The organism is Paenibacillus xylanexedens, assembly GCF_017874615.1.
Classification (GTDB): domain Bacteria; phylum Bacillota; class Bacilli; order Paenibacillales; family Paenibacillaceae; genus Paenibacillus; species Paenibacillus xylanexedens.
The window spans coordinates 23,112-41,372 of sequence record NZ_JAGIKV010000009.1 but is presented as its reverse complement, the minus strand read 5'-3'; the positions used below and the strand labels follow the sequence as shown (position 1 = coordinate 41,372).

Genomic DNA, 18,261 nt, shown 5'->3' with positions numbered 1-18,261 from the left:
TTAATTACTCCTTTCGGCCCGTTTCCATAATGCGTTAACTTTTGACGTTTCCAACCCAAGGATGAACTCTACCGCCTGTTTAATGACTATTTTGTATGAACTGGACATACGTTTGACCATGACTGTATTTTTATATTGATTAATAATCTTCAGTGTCTGATCACGTTCATCAGGATAATAAACAAGACTTTCTTTCCACAATAAAGGTAGTTCGTCCAGCAGACTATCCATATATTTTTCGTCCAGATGATTACTAACCTCATAAATAATTTTCGTTACCGGAAGGTTAACAGAAGATAACTTTTCTCCCTGGAAGTACGCGCGAATAAGGTTAACGTTTTTCTGAATAACAGGATTCTCATAGGAAGTCACAACATAAACAAAATCCACTTCTGGCCAATCAACCAACGAAGCCTCGTCATTACAATCTATGAGTACAAAATCATATTTCTGTTCTTCCAGATTATGCATCAGGTCCTCATATGAATGGACATCTTCCATAACATCAAATTGATCATGAGTGTTCATCGTGAGAGAATGATCAATTTTAGGGAATACGAACTCATAATCCTTATTTTGCGTTGCGTCTACAATCAGAACCCGATGATCCATTGACAACAATTTACCAAGGTACATCATAAAATCCGTTTTATCATAGTGGCCCATAACAAGTATTTGTTTCATCTTGGTCTCCTTATTTACTGTGCAGGTTCACGTGTATTGCTATCATTGAAAATACTACCTGAGTCTGAAGTTGAATTTGGTGTATTTCCAGTATTACTTTGCTGATTCATATCCTCTGAATTTTCATTCATCAGAGAATTATCTTGCTGGGATGTTGTTCCGCTCCCTTGTCCTTCTGTCTCAGTAATGTACTCCCTTGAGTTCATCTCCGTCGTATTACGTCCACTGATATACTTTTGTCTATCTTCATCACTCATGGACTGAAGATCTTGTTCTAATTTTGCTCTTACTTGTCGTTCGAGAGCCGTTGTTGCCAATCCAATAATATTAGGATTAGATTCAATGAGATCCAATACTTTAGGATTAGATGGATAGTTGATGATTGCACCATCCTGCATGTAAGGATCAACATAACTTAATGCATAGATAGAGGCATCATTGATGTAAGCATCTACAATAGCACTTGACATCGTCAAAATTTCTTTTTCAGTCATTTTGTACCATATCGTCCCATTATTTAAATCTTCTACTCTTTTCTTAGAAAGTACTATGTAATCCTGACCTGTTGCAAAACGAATCCGAACATCTACAAATTCATCTTTTTTCAACTTTAAAGGAAGCTGTACTAGACTAAACTCTTGGTTTCTAAGGTCATTCGGTGTTATTCCATCTTCAAACAACATTGGTGTGGTGATAATAGAGTTTTTCTGAACATCAATCTTAATCCTTTTCCCTACAATCTCTGCTTGCTCTACTGTATTTTGGGGTACCGTACTAACCGGTACAACTAGAGAACTCACGTCATCTTCTGTAATTAAATCTCCGGCCTTATGATCATCATTCAGTACGATCACTTTCATCTTATCTTCATTCAACTTCTTCTGTGCATCTTGAAGTTGTTGCTCAATCTGAAGTGTTCGCTCAACATATCTTCCTTGAATATAGTCAATAATAAAATAGCCAGCGATAACACAAACAAATAAAATGATCGCCCCCCCAATGGAAGCGGACAGAAGCAACTGCTTCTGCCTAAAACGAATCTTAGACATAACGAACTCCTCTCAATCCAAAATGATTAAACTTAATTATTCACGACCAATAATATAATCAAAACAATAATAATAACGATGCACAGTCCAAGGACACCATACAATAATGCTTTTGAAGATATCTTCTTAGAGTCCCCCATGTAGCTTTTCATCAACTTGTTTAATACCGAGTCTGTATCTCCTTGGTGTTTATAGGGATCAGCATGTGGTGGAATTCGATATACGAGATTCCCTGGAAGATCTTTTCGAATATCTTGGATACTGAGATTTTCAACAAATGGTACACAATAAACCCAATTAGACTGATCCATTTTTTTATGTAAATCTCTAAATCTTCTAATTTTCCCTTGTCGCCACTCGCTACCCGCACCCAGCACAATGTTTACACTCGCTCTGTAGAACTCTTTACTCCAGTCACTCTCTTCAAAGCTCCCGATATCTAAAATTAAGTAGTCATGTCCTGCTGTAATCAGATGGTTAATATCCAATTTGTTATTATTCTTGTAATACTCCACGCCCTCTATAGTGAAGTGAATGTTATTGCTTTTGAAATCCTGTGTTCCTTCATATGCGTTCTCAATACTTGTAAAGTCACTTGAACTATTTGCCTCTACTAAACCTACTGAGTAGCCTTTACGTTTTAAATAGTTTGCAATTAATATACTTTGATGAGTTGAACCGACTTTAGATTCAACACCCATAACTCCGACTAAAATCGTTCCGATGATTCGATCTTTTAGAATGATTCTTTCTTGAATCGGCACATCTGGAAGTTCCAAATCCATGACATCTGATGAGTCAAAACTGCCTGCAGAGGTTAATTTCGCTGTATAGCGATAAATCCGATCCTTTATCTTTTCAAGATCAGAATCATTGGATTCCCAATCCTCTTGTCCATTCCCAGTTACCTCACCTTGATTTGGCAATAAATTGCGCAGTGCTGGAATAATGGACTTGGGCTTCGTTCCTGGCGAGGTTGTAACAACGTTGATCCCCATATCTGCCAATTCATGAACGACTCCGTCATCCTCATAACGATCAAGAGCAATGACAATAATTCGAGTATTTGAACGCACTGTTCGATATTGACTAATTCCACGTAGAAAAGTATTTGAATCGGTGCAGTCTAGATCAGTTATAAATGCATTGATGTTAATTCTAGCTACAGCTTCGCAAAATTCGATAAACTGACCACTCTCAAAGCGACCTACTTTTTCAAAACTAACATCTGTATTCCCTATGGCTTCATGTACTAGCGTAGAAGCTTTACTGGAAATGATAACCGCATTCACTATGTTTGCCTCCATTAATCCGCTAAAATTTTACTTTGGTCTAGATCAAAGATTCTATTAAGCCCACTTTGCTTCGTTCGAATAGCGCCTTCTTTCGCCTCACGGATATGATCATCCAGTGTAAATTCAGGCTTAGTGTCAATATACCCAATCAGTACAGTACTTGAGGCTTCAACATCAATTTTCATCCTTATGGAGTTAGCCAGCTCTGCTAATGGTAAATTAGAACTTGTTATAAGAGCTACAATGACATCACTTTGGTAACGTCCAGCAAATCCACTACCTTCCAAAGCCCTGCCCACGGCTCTTCCCGCTCTCTTAAAGGACTCTTCCTCCGAAATATGGGTTGGATTCTGAATTTCTATGTATAATACCCCTACTGTCTTCCCTTTGGATAAAGCTTGATTAGCTTGATGAATAAAATGTTTTTGTGTGAACAAACCTGTTACTTCATCCCGTGTTGATGTGTATGTCGCAGCTTGCATAACCCCAATAATCTTTTCAAAAATCATCGTGAACACTATGAAGCTAGCAAAAACACTCAAAATCAAACTAAGTTCTGCCAATAGTTCATAACCTGTAAATGCGCCCGAGAGATGCAACAATAGCTGCATTGCAAAAAGGATCGTTACCATAAAATACTGTGGATTTAGCCCGACATCCGGAAAAATCTTGATGAGTGTGTACAATGTCACACCTACTACAGAGAGAAACACTAAAAAGGAACTCATTTGTACGGGTAAGAACAAAGACATTGCGGCAGTAATCAAAGTAACCGCAGTTCCGCCTAAATGTACATAAAGTTTGTCTGTTCGTTTGTTGTAGTAAAGTCGAAATATCCCGATTTGAGCAATTATCATTCCAGCTGCATAGAGTGATATGAAAAACATATATGCAGACATGAGCTTATGAGGCATCAGAGCCATACCCGCATTTGCGAATAACATTAAAGAAAAAGCTCCCAAAAACTTTAAGTATGTTGGGTTTCGCCATTTCCTGTACATTAAAAATCCAATGATAAATAAAACAATATTAATAGACAACATAGAACCGATTGTTAACTTCCCAAAATCCCCCATGTAGTTCCTTTAACCCACTTTCTTGAAATTTATGTAATTTCATGAATTTTACAATTCCAATTTTTCATTCATTTTTCCCATTTTAAATATAATCAAATTCTTATCTAATTTGGTTCTTAGTACCTAGCATTTGGATAAATAAGTAACAGTAGATTAAATAATAGACCCATTTCAGCAATTTTACAACATATTTTTGTTATTTATGACCAATTGTACCTAAGAATATAGTCCTTTATTTTCACAACAGTCCTAGACATTGTTTAGTTCAGATCCGAAATTCCCTTTTTCATTTCCAATTAAATTGAGAGGTAATGAAAAACAAGAAAATTTCCAAGTATGTAGCCAACCAGAAAAACTGCCAGATCAATTGATCTAACAGCGTTTTCTTGGATATATCACCCACTTGTTCTATAGTTTTTCATATTGCTCTTATCACAAAAAAATGATTAAATAGTCTAAAAAATACTAAAAATTTGCATTAAAAATCCAACTTCATCCCGAGTGTAATACTCGAATCCTCGAAGTTGTCCACCGTCGTCTTTTTTTCATAAAAGTGTACGGCATGTTGCATAATTCCTTCTCTTGTGTAAAACGCGTCTTCCGCCCCTATTGGAAAAACAACCTTTTCTCCCGTGCTTGCCGACTTATAGATACCCACAATCAGTTCAAGCGTATTCCGACCACTTTGGCCATCCACCAGAAGGGGTGATACTGTCTCAATAGCATTTAACACATTCTCAACTTGCCCAGCGTGACCGACATGAGTAACATCCGGTAATTCGTCAGCGAGCTTCTGAATCTGGTGTTCCAACTCTCGATTCGGTTCCGGAAATCCGTTATTCCGCGCGGTAGAAGCAACGACTTTCCAAGGTGCAGATACCCGGGCTTCTTTGCCCTGAAAAATTAACTGTTGCTCCTCTCCGTGATGTACGACGGAACTGGTAATCATGCCAAGCGCCCCTTCCTGGAAGCGAAGCATCGCCATGGATATATCCTCAACTTCGGCATTATCATGTGCCGTATTTGCCATCATCGCCTGTAGTTCCACTGGAGGTCCCATCATCCAGAGCATGGCATCAATATGATGCACCGCATGATTAAGGGTACAGCCTCCGCCTTCTTTTTCCCATGTCCCGCGCCACCACAGATCATAATAATTGTGGCCCCGCCACCAGAACGAATCAACCTGCACATGGACGATGGGGCCCATCCTTTTACTGTCCAGCACACCTTTTAGCTTCATCATTGGTGTCGTAAACCGATTCTGTGCTACTACGGACAGCAACTTGCCACTTGCTTGCGCTGCTCTCAACATCAGATCCGCTTCCTCCAGGGAAGATGCCATCGGTTTTTCGACCAACACATGTGCACCTGCTTGCATGAAATCACACACAATGGGAGCATGCGTATACGGTGGTGTACAGACTGATACCAGATCAATGTTTTGGGCAAGTAACTCTGTGTAATCCGTGACAGCTTGTGCACCTTCCAGACCATATTCATTAATTCGCTTCTGTGCTTTTTCCACGTAGATATCGACCACAGTAACAATCTGACATCGCTCAGGGAACGCCAAATATGCTGAGATATGTGCTCCACTAATTGCACCTGCTCCGATAATCGCCACTTTTAACATCATTGCATACCTCCCTTATTCCCTTCACAATACACAATAATAAAGCGCTTTTATGCGTTCATCTTGTGCTAAAATAAAACTATCTTGCGCATGATAAGGGAGGCATTCATGATGTCCATCTTTCTGGGAGAACAATTTAATCTGGTCTGTCGTCGTACATCCAACACCACGTCTCGCGAAGTGTTCCATGCTCATTCGCAGCTGGAGATAACCTATATTCACGAAGGATATGGGCAGTTGATAACCGAAGGTCAGGCTTTCTCCCTTGAACCCGGTATGCTCATGATTTTTCGACCTTTTCAATTGCATCACATCCAGATTAAAGTATCCAAACAGCAGCCTTTCATTCGAAATGTACTCATGGTTGAACTTGATCTACTGAAGGCATATTGGGCCCAATTTATCGTTACTCACGACTTCATACAGGATCTGCTGGAAGAGCAATCCCCCATTCAGCCCATCCGACTTGTTGCCACATCCCCACTCGTTCAACGAATGGAACAATATGCAGATACGTATCCAGGTCTGCTTCCTTATGAAATAGAGGAGGATACACGCCTCTTTTTATTGGATCTGCTCGCACAACTTCGCTATCTGTGGCAGGCCGGGCAGCAGCACCGCTCCCAAGATGTACTCTCGTCCAGTGCTAACGTTCTTCGCCCTCATGCCGAAGCCATCATGCAATGGATTGAGCAGCATTACCATGAGCCGTTCCGTTTGGAGCATATCGCAGATACACTTCATTTATCTCCCTATCATCTGTCTCATGTATTCAAAAAAGCGACTGGCACCACCATCGTTGCTTATGCTCAAGCTACCCGCATTCGTCATGCCTGTGTATTGCTCACTCGGTCCTCTCTCACGGTTCCCGAAATCGGTCACCGTGTCGGTATGACCAGCCCCTCTTACTTTTGCAAAGTATTCCGTTCTACCACAGGTTCTACACCACATCAATATCGGCTGAAGGTGCAGGGGAGGAAGTAATGAATCACAGCAACAAGAAAGAAGCGAAAGAATTCACTTCTCCGCTTCTGCTCCTCTTTCACAGTTCACCCGATTCAACGCACATTGAGCTCCAACCGTTTCAAATAGGGAATTAGGCGTCTCTCTAGCTGCCTTAAATCATCCTTTTGTTCCGCTGACAAGCGTTCCTCATGGGTACTTCCATCCTTGTCCATCACCATAACTTTGTATTTTTTCATTTGTTCATAGACAGACTTGAACTCACGATATTGTTCTTTGGTGAATGTCTTTTCTGCCTGTTCCAACTGTTCCGTCCAAAATTGCTGCTCGTCCATCAGTTTTTGGGATGACCCTGCACTCACAGCTTCCAGCTTCTCAAAAAACGGTTCCAGCTCAGCTACAAGAAGGTTATATCGTTTCTGCTCCACTGTACTCCACTGCTCTGGATGCATATTGCCCTGAGAATCGGCATACTTCACGGCCATTTGCCCTAATTGCTTCAGCAAGTCCATATATTGAACAAATTCTTCTTCACTGAAATGGGCCTTGGCCGTCTGCAGCTTTGCTTCCAACCTCATATAATCCTCAGCGGTTCCCCCCATAGCAGAGATATTCTCCTGCGAACCATATATTCCGTCTGCGAGATAGGTGTATCCTGCGTAGGCTCCGGTGGGAATAACGAGCACAACAACTAATAGCCCAGTGACCAGCCATTTTTTTCGATTTCTTCTGATGTGTGAATCATTTCGAATACCATCCATCATTTTATGTTTAATTCTCGCAGGAACGGACCAGTCTTTGGTCTCTTCCTGGTAGGCTGTTCGCAACTGTTCATCGAGTTTCATGCAGATCCTCCACCTTTCCACGCAATCTTGGATTCATCTTCTCTTTCTGTCTCAACTTCGCCAGCGCCGCATGTATACGCGATTTTACGGTTCCAAGTGGAATCTCCAATATGCCAGCAATCTCCTCTTGCGTGTATTCATTCAAATAATGAAGTGTGACCAACTGCTGCAGCTTGTACGGCAAACGGTGCACCTGTTCCAGCAGAGGACGATTTGCCAGTTTGTTGACCAGATCAGTGGAAAAATCATATTCCATACCAACGTCAGATTTCTCGATCCGCTTGCTAAACCGAAACTGCATCAATCTTTTGCGTCGATAACTCTGAACCTGTCGCATCGTCACCCCCATCAACCAGGGACGAAAAGCACGCTCCGCATCATATCGCGCCAATGATCGATACGCCTGAATGTAAATCTCCTGTACTACATCCTCCGCATCAGACTTGTCCTTGATGAGAAATCGCACAGTTTGATATATCCTCGTCACTGTTTTCTCATATAATTCTCCATAAGCTTCTTCATGCCCCGCCCGTATTAACGTTATAAGTTCTATGTACTCATCTTGCTCACTCATTATCTATCCCCCTCTTCCTTACACTATATATTGGCATGCCAGCATTATTTCGTTCGATTTATTTCTTCAGATTTTCTTTAGAAATATACTTATGAAATCCTTAGTTTTTTTCAATATGATTCCTGTACGGCAGGAAGCACGTAAAATACCCGTGACCCATGCCCAATAACGTTAAAATTCTATTTTCACATAAAGGTGGAGTCCAGGACACAATGAAAGATTTGCTTCAAAACCTTAAGTTATTTCAGTTTCTAAAAGCTTGTTATCAATCCAAAATCATTAGGGCTCTAATCCCTGTAACGATTCTCGTCATCATCTATGTATATGGAAGACATGAGATTCAGCGTATTAATATAGCTAGCATTATTCATGAAATACATATGAAGCCCGTTCATGTCATCATTCAATTGACCATTGCTTCGTTTATAGCCGTATCTGTGATGAGTACGTATGATTTTCTAATTCGCAAACAGTTTAAGCTCAATATTCATTGGATAACCACGTATCGATACGGCTGGATCGCTAATACATTCAATAATATGGTTGGGTTCGCAGGTCTTACTGGTGTAGGATTACGTGCGTTTCTTTATAAGAAAAGCGGGATTCCCATGAAAACGATGGGTGCTGCCATACTTTTTTTATCGCCTATTTTATTGGTTGGTCTATCCTTGCTTGGCGGTCTTGCACTAATCGGTATTTTGCCTGTAGAACTTCTATTTGAACAGCATCCTTGGCTTCGGCTAGGCGTATGGGGAGTTGCATTATACTTACCGTTTTTCTTACTCATGCAACGTTCTTCCCTATTCGCCAAATGGTTTAACAAGGGAAATGGCAGATTACCATGGACCGTCATTATCGCTTCTCTGGGTTCCTCTGTTCTCGAATGGGCTTGTGCAGGAACATTATTTTGGTTGTTTGCTTTTTCTGATCTGCATCCCTTACCGTTCGCTCCGGTATTTGGGGTATACGTTGTGGCAGCTATTGCCGGGATCATTAGTATGGCTCCAGGCGGCATTGGCGCTTTTGATCTGATCGCCTTGCTTGGTCTGCAAACTTTAGGTGTTGAGCCTTCACGTGCACTAATGATTTTGTTGTTATTCCGCATGTTTTACTTTGTCATTCCTTGGCTCATCGGTCTGGTATTGGCCGGGCTTGAGATGCGTCCAAGTCGACAGCAATGGCAGGATATTACGAAGAACTGTTTCAATGCTTCACGTAATATATGGGTCAGATGCTGGAATTGGCCTTCACGTTTCAGTTTGCTTAGTGATCTGGGTGCGTGGATACTTGGCAAGCTAGTATTCGCTAGCGGGGTCCTTCTACTCATCTCCGCGGTTTCTCCAGGCCTTATAGATCGGTTACGCTTCATGGAACATCTGTTATCTTTATCCATGATGCGCTTATCTGAACAATTGTCAGTAACTATCGGTATCATGCTTATCGTCATATCCTGGGGGATATCCATGCGTATTCGCCGAGCTTACTTGTGGACTGGAGCATTGTTGTTAGCAGGAGCTATTTTCACATTTGCCAAAGGATTTGATTACGAAGAAGCACTTATATTATTAACCGTGGCGTTCATTCTGTGGATATCCCCTACACGATTTAATCGTGAGAGTATTCGTATATCTGCACGAAGCATCTGGATCTGGACGTTTCTTGCTCTAATCTCATCGTTGTCGTATTACATTATAGGTTCACAGCTGCATCCGGCTATTCTGCAACACCTGCCCATGCGTCCGCAACAATGGGTGTCACATCCTCACGACTATATGTTAACAGCGCTTAGTGGATTAATGGGTGCTTTGATTGTGATGGCTTTTGTCTTTACATTGCGTCCGTCTCGCTATACAGAAGTGGGCCCTGATGAAGAAGATATGGATAAACTCACTCAATTCATTGCCACAGAAGACGGTAATCTATTAACTCATCTCCTCTATCTGGGTGACAAACATTTTTACTGGGCCCAAAATGATCAGGTTCTGATTCCCTACGCTCAAGTACGTCAGAAACTCATTGTACTTGGTGATCCAATCGGCAATAAAAACCTTGTTGGTGCTGCGATTCAAGAATTTCAGAGTTATGCGAATAATTATGCATTGACCGTCGTTTTTTATCAGGCTACACCTGAATACCTGTCGATTTATCATGAGAATGGCTACAAATTTTTCAAATTAGGCGAAGAAGCTTTGGTACCTCTAGATACATTTACTCTACGTGGGAAAAGTAATCAAAACTTACGCACAGCCTTAAATAAATCAGATCGCGAAGGACAGATCTTTGAAGTATTATCCCCGCCATATTCTTCAGAATTACTATCTGAATTGCGTCAAATTTCGGACGAGTGGCTCGGCGATCGTAAGGAAAAAACGTATTCATTGGGATGGTTCAGCGAAGCCTATATTCAGCGCTCCCCCTTAACACTGCTTCGTAATGCGCAAGGCCGTATACTAGCATTTGCAACGTTGGCCCCATCCTATAGTCATCATCAAGTCATCTCCATTGATCTGATGCGCCATCTGAATGATACACCGAACGGTACGATGGATGTGCTATTTGTACGATTGATTGAATGGGCCAAAGAACAGGGGTATTCTTACTTTAATCTCGGCATGTCTCCGCTCTCCAGCGTTGGTGAGAATCAAAACTCTCATCGTGAAGAAAAACTAGCCCGTCTGGTCTTCCGGTACGGTGGGTACTGGTACGGATTCGAAGGATTACGCCGATACAAGGAAAAATACTCGCCGGAGTGGCATGCAAGGTACTTAGCATATCCTTCAGGCATGGCACTTCCCCTGCTTACGCTTGATCTTATTCGGTTAGTATCTCGTTGTCCTGAATGAGTAATGGTTTGGTTAAATCTGTTACAAAGAAAATCCTCTGGCGTATAACATGATATAATATACCTAATTTTGATATAACTGGAGGAGGTTTCTCGTCTGAGTTATAAGATCACTTTTGGTCTTTTAATCGTATTTGTTGTGATCGTCGTTTTTGTAATGGGCAGAACTAACTCTGATATCTACGTCACAACATATAGACTTATTGGAATTTCGGTTATTATATCGGCTTATTTCTTTTTCTTTCGAAAGCGAATGTAAGGGAGTAACTTAGCAGGGGTGGTCACAACTGTAATGAAATTTTTCAGCAAATTGTACTCAGAATATCTCCTGATTCCACGACCTCTACGTTTGTTGTTTCTATGGGGATGGATTGTTTTGTTTTTTGTTGCTGGTATAAAATTCAACTGGTTCTACCTCCTACCCAAGAGCTGAGTCGTCATTATGATGTCTCGGCTCTTCTTTATGCCATCTGTTCATACCACTCTATTTCGAGACAAACTTTACCTGATATTCAGAAATTCTTTAGAAAATCCCTCTCAAGTTCTTCAGAGTTTACCTCTACTATGGGTACATTGATAAATCCGTATAGGAGTTGAGCATTTGAAGCTTTCCAATTCGTCATCTACTAAATCAGCCTGGCTTTCCCTGCTTTGGCTTGCAGCCGTTCCAATCTTAAATATCTTCTACGGAGTGCTAAATCGGGCTGGAAATCATGTCTACAGTCTTGCAACGCCCCTGGATTCCATGATCCCTTTTGTCCCGGCCTTTATCATTCCTTATGTATTATGGTACCCATTCATTACAGGTGCATTAATAGCACTTGCTTTTAAGGACAAGCAAACCTATTTTCAAACGCTCATTGCACTATGCAGTGGTCTGGTGATCTCGTACCTCTTCTTCGCTCTGTTCCAGACAGCGATTGAGCGCCCTAACATCCAGGGGGAGAAAGGATTTCTCTTCACGATGGTTGATTACATCTACTCTAACGATCAACCCTACAACTGTTTTCCGAGTATTCATGTGCTAACCAGTTATCTGATCCTTAGAGGAACACGTGTATTTGGACGAGCGATATGGGCGATGACTTCCACCCTTTCCATTCTTATTATGATGTCTACCGTACTGGTGAAACAACATGTCGTTGTAGATATTGCAGGTGGGATACTAGTGGGAGAACTTTGTTTCCGCTTGGCTGGAACAACCCTGCATGCTCTCTCATCCCGTGTTAAATCGACTCGATTGGAGTGAGATGAACATTGACAGATTTCCCCTCGTTTTATCGCAAACATAGTATTCGTTTCCATATCCTTATCAGTTCTGTTTTCAGTCTTCTGATTGCCTTTCTCATGACCTTCATATGCTTGCTACCGCTTGCCGCAGTTCATCATCTAGCCGAGCTGTATCTATTGCAACTGCATCTGGCATACCTTGTTCTTATCCTATTTACTACGTTTTATGTGATATCTTTTTTCATTCTGACTCATCGCATCGTTAAGGAAATTGCCATTTTGGACCACGCCATACGCATCATCTCGGGAGGAGACTTGAGCTATCGAGTGCCTCCACTGCAACATGTTGAATTAAGAACATTTTCGTCTCAACTTCATTCCATGGTGGAGCAATTACAAAAGCAGATGATCGAGGAACATGAGTACGAGACCGTCAAAAAGGAATGGATCGAAGGTATATCGAATGAACTTTACACCCCCCTGGAAGGGATCATTCGAAACGTAGAGTTGTTAAAAAGCAAATCAGTTCCCAATCAGGAAGAATATAGCCGGATTGTACAAGAAACATATACAGATGCCTCTCAACTTCGAAAACGAATGAATGATCTAATTCAGCATGCCCGACTCTCTTCCCATGATACTTGATGAATACGGCATACCTATGGATCGCACACAACTGCATAGCTCATCCCGCACTGCATCAGAGATCTACGCCAGAACTGCAATGGACCTTCATATCGCCAGAAATATGATTAAGCTGCAAGGTGGCACGTTAACATTGAATCACGCGAACAACATTATGGTTATGACTGTGCCAATTGATCACCGCTCCTGAGTATATCCACCTATTCAAGTCTTGCCAGTACGTTGGCAAGGCTTTTTTCTCTTGCACGTAGTTGTTTGGCTTTGCTTATGTATTCTTTAGATTTTCTTCAGATTTATGCTCATTAATTCCTTAGTTCTTTTCATTATGATTGCAATATCAACAAGAGAGGAGGCAAAACAATGATCAGTAATACGATCTTAGAGCTACTTCATCAGTATGGTTATCTGATTTTTTATTTTGCCTTCTCATTAGGGCCTTTCGGGATTCCAATTCCAAATGAAATCACGATTATCAGCGGTGCCATTTTGAGTCACACAGGAGTTATCAATTCATGGATCACATACTTCTGTATTTTATCAGGACTATTAACGGCCATTACCTTTGCTTATTTTGCTGGGAAGTTATTTGGCCCCAAGATAAAACACAGATTTCAACATCATAAACACTTCATCAAGGCTGAATTGATTCTGAATAAGAGTGGCAATTGGGCGATGTGTATCGGTTTGTTCATTCCAATCGTGAGATATGTTCTCCCCTTGGTCATTGGACTGAGCGGCGTGCAGTATAGAAAATTTGCTCTTATCTCCTATTCCAGTGCATTGTTATGGACCATAACGTATTTTACAGCGGGAATTTACTTCGGCGGCCCCATACTATCTACGCTTCGTTTATTACATTTCTAACTGGTTTGAATAACATACCATCACATTATGGAGGAACCCCTATGAATTCCAATGAACCTGTTTTATTTTTGAAAAGTTTTCTGCAAAGCCCTAAACATGTTGGCAGTATCATACCCAGCTCCCGGTTTCTCGCCAGCAAAATGGTGAAGCAAGCCTCTTGGCTAGAGGCAAAAGCAGTCGCCGAGCTTGGATCGGGTACAGGTCCGATCACTCGTTATATTCATCAACAAGTACAGGATTCCACCAAAGTCCTATTGTTTGAGATGAACGAAACGATGAGAAATAATCTTCAGACGGCATACCCGGAGTTCTCCTGTTATCCAGACGCCGCTCGATTGGTAGAATCCATGAATCAAGAGGGCGTTAAGCAACTGGATTACATTTTTAGCGGGTTGCCGTTTTTCAACTTTGAGCCTGAATTAAGAAATACGTTGGTAGACCAGATCCATAAGGCACTCAAACCTGGAGGGTTATTCATCGCCTTTCAATATTCACTTCAAATGAAAAAAACATTATCCGAACACTTTATCATCGAAAAAATAGAATTCGTGCCTTTGAATATCCCGCCTGCGTTCGTTTATGTCTGTCGCAAAAAGGAAACAATTTAAACATCTTAAGCTATCGTATACACTGATGTTATCCTAATTTTTAAGGAGTGTTGAATTATGAATACCGTTCTCGTTGTTGATGATGAACCCGATATCCGGGATGTCATTCATGTCTATTTACGTAACGAAGGATATCAGGTCATTGAAGCAGCCAATGGTGAAGAAGCATTAAATATTATCAAAACAACATCGGTCCAACTCGTAATACTGGATGTCATGATGCCCATCATGAACGGAATCAAAGCCTGCTTCAAAATAAGAGAAGTATCAACCACTCCCATCATTATGTTATCCGCCAAGGAAGAAGACATTGATAAAATTACGGGCCTGACTACCGGGGCTGACGATTACATGGTCAAACCGTTTAATCCGCTAGAATTGCTGGCTCGCGTTAAAGCTCAGTTACGACGTCAAACCCTGATCGGGAAACCAGAATCCAATTCACTTATCTTGATCAAGGACCTTGTCATTGATACGAGTAAACATTCTGTGAAGCTCAAAGATAATGACATTTCGCTTACACCATTAGAGTTTTCCATTCTGGTGCTGCTTGCCAGCCATCCTGGACAAGTATTTAGTTCCGAGAAAATTTACGAAACCGTATGGAAAGAACCTTACGGGTATTCGGATAATACGGTGATGGTCCACATTCGTAATCTGCGAGAGAAATTGGAAGTAAATCCGCGGGAACCTCAGTACATTAAAACGGTATGGGGAGTGGGATATAAAATTGATTAAACGATTACCACAGTTTAAAAAAAAGATACAGATTAACATCCTATATCAAATGTTGATCAGTTTATTGATTTCGTTTGTTGGCTCTGTGGGTGTCAATAATATGTTAATCATAGGTGCCGCAAAAATTAGTGAAAGATTTAATTGGCCTTCGCTTCTTTACATTTTCCCTTACGTTCTAACACCAATCTTCATCGTAATTTTCACGTTAATTTTTTTGTTTTCCACACGAAAAATTGTGAGAGATCTCATTACATTAGAGCAAGGGCTTCAAATCATATCTGAAGGAAATCTGAATTATAGGGTGCCCGTTAATCGACAAGATGAACTTGGACGCGTTGCTTCCAACATCAATCACATGACAGAACAGTTAAAGCAACAGATTGCTAAAGAACGTGAATTAGAGCAATCCAAGATGGACATGATCACTGGCATCTCACATGATCTGCGTACACCGCTTACCAGCATAATTGGCTATATTGAGCTTCTCAAATCAGAATCATTTCAAGACAAAGCAGAGTATGATCGTTTCATCCAAAATACCTATAACAAAGCAACGCATTTGAAGAAGTTACTCGATGATTTATTTGAATATACGCGTCTTAACGAAGTGAACACCCAATTGGATTTAAAAAATGTTGACCTCTGTCAGCTATTGGACCAATTGTTGTTTGAATTCGAACCTTTAGCTCAGGAGCATGGGATTCGTATTGAAAAAACACTCGGTAATGCTCCAATCATGGTTTCCCTGGATAGTGATAAGATCGCTAGAGCCATCGACAATCTCCTCATGAATGCACTCAAGTATTCCTTTAAACCGGGCACGATTCATGTTCGAATGAGTGTGCAGCATAATCACGTTACCATTGAAGTAGAGAATAAAGGCATACCACTAACGATAGAACAAAAAAACAGACTGTTTGATCGCTTTTATAAGGTGGATTATTCGAGGAATAGCGAAGGTATTCAATCAGGATCTGGTCTGGGACTTTCTATTGCGAGAAACATTGCGGATTTACATCAGGGGACTTTAACACTAAAACATACGCGTAACGTATTTATATTCCAACTAAGCTTGCCTTCTAACATCCAGTGAAACATCAATAGCATTGATAATGGAGGATACCGCGATGAAAACATCCGAACCACTTCTTTTCCTGCAAGGATTTCTGAGAAACCCCAAACGAGTAGGCAGTGTCCTCCCCAGCTCCAAATATTTGGCTAAGAAAATTGTCCAGTCTGTACGATGGGATGAGGTAAGAACCATTGCTGAGCTGGGGCCAGGAACAGGGGCCATCACCCGGCTCATAAGATCACAATTACCGAAATCGGCAACCGTGTTTTTATTTGAAAGAGACACCAAAATGAGAAGTAATCTGAAGAAAACATATCCTGAATTCATGTTCCATTCCAATGCATCCTATCTTTTAAAAAGGATCAACCAAGAACATGTGCATCAGTTGGATAGCATCGTTTGCGGACTGCCCTTTTTTAATTTTTCCAGAGAAATGAGACAAAACATCCTGTCACAGATCCATACAGCGCTCCGACCTGGAGGCACGTTAGTTTTATACCAGTACTCCCTTCATATGAGGAAACAATTAGCTGAGTTATTTGAGATGGAGAAAATTCAATTTGTGCCCTTCAGCTTCCCTCCTGTTTTTGTATATGTTTGTCGTAAAAGACAAGATGAAGGACAACGTGTAACGATCGACTTGAGGAAGACTTGATTTATCCTCTATAAATGTTTAATGTCCTGTCTTGTCCTGTGAGGATCTAATCATGCGGGTCATCATCTTACGCGGCAACAACCGCGGCATAAACGCGATGAATCGATTTCGAGCACCAGGCATAATTAAAGTCTTGCCACGCAAGAAGCCTTGATACCCTTCCTCGGCCACCTGTCCCGCTTCCATGATTGGGCCTTGCAGCATCTTCGAGACACCCATACCCGAACGTTCAACAAATCCAGTGGATGTCAGGCCTGGGCACAGTGCCGTTACCGTAACGCCAGTTCCGCTTACTTCATTCTCCAAAGCCTCAGTGAACGATAGCACGTATGCCTTTGTTGCATAATATACCGACATCATCGGTCCAGGGAAAAAACCTACCAACGAGGCCACATTCATCACACCGCCGTGCCCACGTTGGATCATATCCGGCAAGAATAGCTTTGTCATGACGGTTAAAGCCTTGATATTTACGTCAATCATATTAACTTCTTGTTCCAGATCCGTTTCCATAAACGTCCCGAACAGACCGAAACCTGCATTGTTGACAAGATAGTCAACAACAATGCCCTTTTCCTTCAGCTCATGATAAATCTCCTGTGGTACCCCAGGTGCCGCTACATCTTTGACAATAACCGTTGCCTGAATACCATACTTTTTCTGATACTCCTGAGCTAGATCCTGTATTTTACCCTCGCTTCGTGCTACCAGCACAATATGATGTCCACCTTTGGCAAACCGATCAGCTAACTCTTTACCGATCCCACCCGATACCCCTGTGATTAGAACTGTCTTTCTCATATCGTGACCTGCCTCTCTTTTCTATAAAATATGTTTCATCTGGAACATAAATTAGAATGAACATTCTATAATAGTAAAAAAAATAGACTACCTTAGTATGAGATCCATGGATAGCATCGCTATACGAAGCAGTTTTTCCTTGGTCATCGAAGTCTTGGCCATCCCCCTTAACCCAATGCTTACGTTATGCAGATATTCCGCCAATACCTCGGCGTTGTACTCCGTTGTGAATTCACCTTCTTGCTGTCCCCACACCATAATGTCCTTGATTAGTTTCTCCGTATTTGCAAACATCTCCGTTGATCGGTGGTTCATGTCTTTATCACGTGCCGCCAATTCTACCGTCGAATTAACAATGAAGCAGCCTGATGCTGGAGATTCCTCTCCATGAATTAAAGAAAGAAATATAAACTGAAGTGCTTCCGTTGCCGTTTTAGAACGCTTTACGCCTGCTGCAAGAGCGGAGCTGATTTTGTGATCATACAGATCTACTGACTTTAGAAACAAGGTATGTTTGTCGCCAAATGTGTCATACAAGCTTTTACGATGAATTCCCATATGATTAACCAGATCCGTCATAGACGTCTTCTCATAACCTTGTTCCCAAAAAAGTCTCATCGCTTTATCCAGTACAACAGACTCTTCGAACTCTTTGCTTCTCGCCATTGGTTTCCCTCCTGTTCA

General features: G+C 41.3%; 18 protein-coding genes. 9 read left to right on the top strand and 9 right to left on the bottom strand.

What is annotated here, in order from left to right; all coding sequences use genetic code 11:
* The 5 genes from J2Z28_RS13705 to J2Z28_RS13685 all read right to left on the bottom strand — a co-directional run bounded on the left by J2Z28_RS13705 (nucleotide 1) and on the right by J2Z28_RS13685 (nucleotide 5,740).
* Nucleotides 1-684 carry a hypothetical protein gene (locus J2Z28_RS13705; protein ID WP_211082919.1) on the bottom strand — a complete coding sequence of 228 codons (684 nt, stop codon included), beginning with the start codon at nucleotides 682-684 and terminating at the stop codon, nucleotides 1-3.
* A gap of 14 nt (nucleotides 685-698) precedes the next feature.
* The gene (locus J2Z28_RS13700; protein ID WP_211082918.1) at nucleotides 699-1,733 is read right to left on the bottom strand and encodes an SAF domain-containing protein; all 1,035 of its coding nucleotides are present in this window, start codon (nucleotides 1,731-1,733) and stop codon (nucleotides 699-701) included.
* Between the two features lie 32 nt (nucleotides 1,734-1,765).
* Nucleotides 1,766-3,025, bottom strand: a complete 1,260-nt coding sequence (locus tag J2Z28_RS13695) for a hypothetical protein (protein WP_211082917.1) — start codon at nucleotides 3,023-3,025, stop codon at nucleotides 1,766-1,768.
* A gap of 14 nt (nucleotides 3,026-3,039) precedes the next feature.
* A complete protein-coding gene (locus J2Z28_RS13690; RefSeq protein WP_211082916.1) occupies nucleotides 3,040-4,104 on the bottom strand; it encodes a nucleotidyl cyclase domain-containing protein in 1,065 nt (354 codons plus the stop codon).
* A 478-nt stretch (nucleotides 4,105-4,582) separates the two neighbouring features.
* Nucleotides 4,583-5,740 (bottom strand): Gfo/Idh/MocA family protein, encoded by a 1,158-nt coding sequence (locus tag J2Z28_RS13685; RefSeq protein WP_211083020.1) that lies wholly within the window; start codon nucleotides 5,738-5,740, stop codon nucleotides 4,583-4,585.
* Between the two features lie 108 nt (nucleotides 5,741-5,848).
* On the opposite strand from J2Z28_RS13685, the gene J2Z28_RS13680 reads away from it, so the two are divergent.
* Complete coding sequence (locus tag J2Z28_RS13680; RefSeq protein WP_211082915.1) at nucleotides 5,849-6,724, top strand: AraC family transcriptional regulator; 876 nt, start codon at nucleotides 5,849-5,851, stop codon at nucleotides 6,722-6,724.
* A 74-nt stretch (nucleotides 6,725-6,798) separates the two neighbouring features.
* On the opposite strand, the gene J2Z28_RS13675 is transcribed toward J2Z28_RS13680, so the two are convergent.
* The gene (locus J2Z28_RS13675; protein ID WP_211082914.1) at nucleotides 6,799-7,548 is read right to left on the bottom strand and encodes a DUF3600 domain-containing protein; all 750 of its coding nucleotides are present in this window, start codon (nucleotides 7,546-7,548) and stop codon (nucleotides 6,799-6,801) included.
* Nucleotides 7,535-8,122, bottom strand: a complete 588-nt coding sequence (locus J2Z28_RS13670) for a sigma-70 family RNA polymerase sigma factor (protein ID WP_211082913.1) — start codon at nucleotides 8,120-8,122, stop codon at nucleotides 7,535-7,537. The genes J2Z28_RS13675 and J2Z28_RS13670 overlap by 14 nt, the downstream gene beginning before the upstream one ends.
* 212 nt (nucleotides 8,123-8,334) lie before the next feature.
* Here J2Z28_RS13670 and mprF point away from each other — a divergent pair, with 212 nt between their 5' ends.
* The 8 genes from mprF to J2Z28_RS13630 all read left to right on the top strand — a co-directional run bounded on the left by mprF (nucleotide 8,335) and on the right by J2Z28_RS13630 (nucleotide 16,776).
* On the top strand, nucleotides 8,335-10,965 hold the full coding sequence (gene mprF / locus J2Z28_RS13665; RefSeq protein WP_211082912.1) for a bifunctional lysylphosphatidylglycerol flippase/synthetase MprF: 2,631 nt from the start codon (nucleotides 8,335-8,337) through the stop codon (nucleotides 10,963-10,965).
* A gap of 600 nt (nucleotides 10,966-11,565) precedes the next feature.
* Nucleotides 11,566-12,213 carry a phosphatase PAP2 family protein gene (locus J2Z28_RS13660; protein ID WP_211082911.1) on the top strand — a complete coding sequence of 216 codons (648 nt, stop codon included), beginning with the start codon at nucleotides 11,566-11,568 and terminating at the stop codon, nucleotides 12,211-12,213.
* An 8-nt stretch (nucleotides 12,214-12,221) separates the two neighbouring features.
* Nucleotides 12,222-12,839: a HAMP domain-containing histidine kinase gene (locus J2Z28_RS13655; RefSeq protein WP_211082910.1), complete on the top strand. Its 618-nt coding sequence runs from the start codon at nucleotides 12,222-12,224 to the stop codon at nucleotides 12,837-12,839.
* 360 nt (nucleotides 12,840-13,199) lie between these two features.
* The gene (locus J2Z28_RS13650; protein ID WP_211082909.1) at nucleotides 13,200-13,703 is read left to right on the top strand and encodes a DedA family protein; all 504 of its coding nucleotides are present in this window, start codon (nucleotides 13,200-13,202) and stop codon (nucleotides 13,701-13,703) included.
* Between the two features lie 41 nt (nucleotides 13,704-13,744).
* Nucleotides 13,745-14,311 carry a class I SAM-dependent methyltransferase gene (locus tag J2Z28_RS13645; protein WP_211082908.1) on the top strand — a complete coding sequence of 189 codons (567 nt, stop codon included), beginning with the start codon at nucleotides 13,745-13,747 and terminating at the stop codon, nucleotides 14,309-14,311.
* A gap of 57 nt (nucleotides 14,312-14,368) precedes the next feature.
* The gene (locus J2Z28_RS13640) at nucleotides 14,369-15,049 is read left to right on the top strand and encodes a response regulator transcription factor (RefSeq protein WP_211082907.1); all 681 of its coding nucleotides are present in this window, start codon (nucleotides 14,369-14,371) and stop codon (nucleotides 15,047-15,049) included.
* Between the two features lie 49 nt (nucleotides 15,050-15,098).
* Nucleotides 15,099-16,142, top strand: coding sequence for a sensor histidine kinase (locus tag J2Z28_RS13635; RefSeq protein WP_211083019.1), 1,044 nt, complete (start codon nucleotides 15,099-15,101; stop codon nucleotides 16,140-16,142).
* Between the two features lie 19 nt (nucleotides 16,143-16,161).
* A complete protein-coding gene (locus tag J2Z28_RS13630) occupies nucleotides 16,162-16,776 on the top strand; it encodes a class I SAM-dependent methyltransferase (RefSeq protein WP_342357500.1) in 615 nt (204 codons plus the stop codon).
* A gap of 18 nt (nucleotides 16,777-16,794) precedes the next feature.
* Here J2Z28_RS13630 and J2Z28_RS13625 read toward each other — a convergent pair whose 3' ends face one another.
* Entirely contained in the window at nucleotides 16,795-17,577 is a 783-nt protein-coding gene (locus tag J2Z28_RS13625) for an SDR family NAD(P)-dependent oxidoreductase (protein WP_211082905.1), read from the bottom strand.
* 87 nt (nucleotides 17,578-17,664) lie between these two features.
* A complete protein-coding gene (locus J2Z28_RS13620) occupies nucleotides 17,665-18,243 on the bottom strand; it encodes a TetR/AcrR family transcriptional regulator (RefSeq protein WP_100529793.1) in 579 nt (192 codons plus the stop codon).
* Between the last annotated feature and the right edge of the window lie 18 nt (nucleotides 18,244-18,261).

Bases quoted from the DNA above. Each gene is read 5' to 3' on its own strand.
- J2Z28_RS13705 (WP_211082919.1), bottom strand. From the start codon at position 684: ATGAAACAAATACTTGTTATGGGCCACTATGATAAAACGGATTTTATG.
- J2Z28_RS13700 (WP_211082918.1), bottom strand. From the start codon at position 1,733: ATGTCTAAGATTCGTTTTAGGCAGAAGCAGTTGCTTCTGTCCGCTTCC.
- J2Z28_RS13690 (WP_211082916.1), bottom strand. From the start codon at position 4,104: ATGGGGGATTTTGGGAAGTTAACAATCGGTTCTATGTTGTCTATTAAT.
- J2Z28_RS13685 (WP_211083020.1), bottom strand. From the start codon at position 5,740: ATGTTAAAAGTGGCGATTATCGGAGCAGGTGCAATTAGTGGAGCACAT.
- J2Z28_RS13680 (WP_211082915.1), top strand. From the start codon at position 5,849: ATGATGTCCATCTTTCTGGGAGAACAATTTAATCTGGTCTGTCGTCGT.
- J2Z28_RS13675 (WP_211082914.1), bottom strand. From the start codon at position 7,548: ATGAAACTCGATGAACAGTTGCGAACAGCCTACCAGGAAGAGACCAAA.
- J2Z28_RS13670 (WP_211082913.1), bottom strand. From the start codon at position 8,122: ATGAGTGAGCAAGATGAGTACATAGAACTTATAACGTTAATACGGGCG.
- mprF (WP_211082912.1), top strand. From the start codon at position 8,335: ATGAAAGATTTGCTTCAAAACCTTAAGTTATTTCAGTTTCTAAAAGCT.
- J2Z28_RS13650 (WP_211082909.1), top strand. From the start codon at position 13,200: ATGATCAGTAATACGATCTTAGAGCTACTTCATCAGTATGGTTATCTG.
- J2Z28_RS13645 (WP_211082908.1), top strand. From the start codon at position 13,745: ATGAATTCCAATGAACCTGTTTTATTTTTGAAAAGTTTTCTGCAAAGC.
- J2Z28_RS13640 (WP_211082907.1), top strand. From the start codon at position 14,369: ATGAATACCGTTCTCGTTGTTGATGATGAACCCGATATCCGGGATGTC.
- J2Z28_RS13635 (WP_211083019.1), top strand. From the start codon at position 15,099: ATGTTGATCAGTTTATTGATTTCGTTTGTTGGCTCTGTGGGTGTCAAT.
- J2Z28_RS13630 (WP_342357500.1), top strand. From the start codon at position 16,162: ATGGAGGATACCGCGATGAAAACATCCGAACCACTTCTTTTCCTGCAA.
- J2Z28_RS13625 (WP_211082905.1), bottom strand. From the start codon at position 17,577: ATGAGAAAGACAGTTCTAATCACAGGGGTATCGGGTGGGATCGGTAAA.
- J2Z28_RS13620 (WP_100529793.1), bottom strand. From the start codon at position 18,243: ATGGCGAGAAGCAAAGAGTTCGAAGAGTCTGTTGTACTGGATAAAGCG.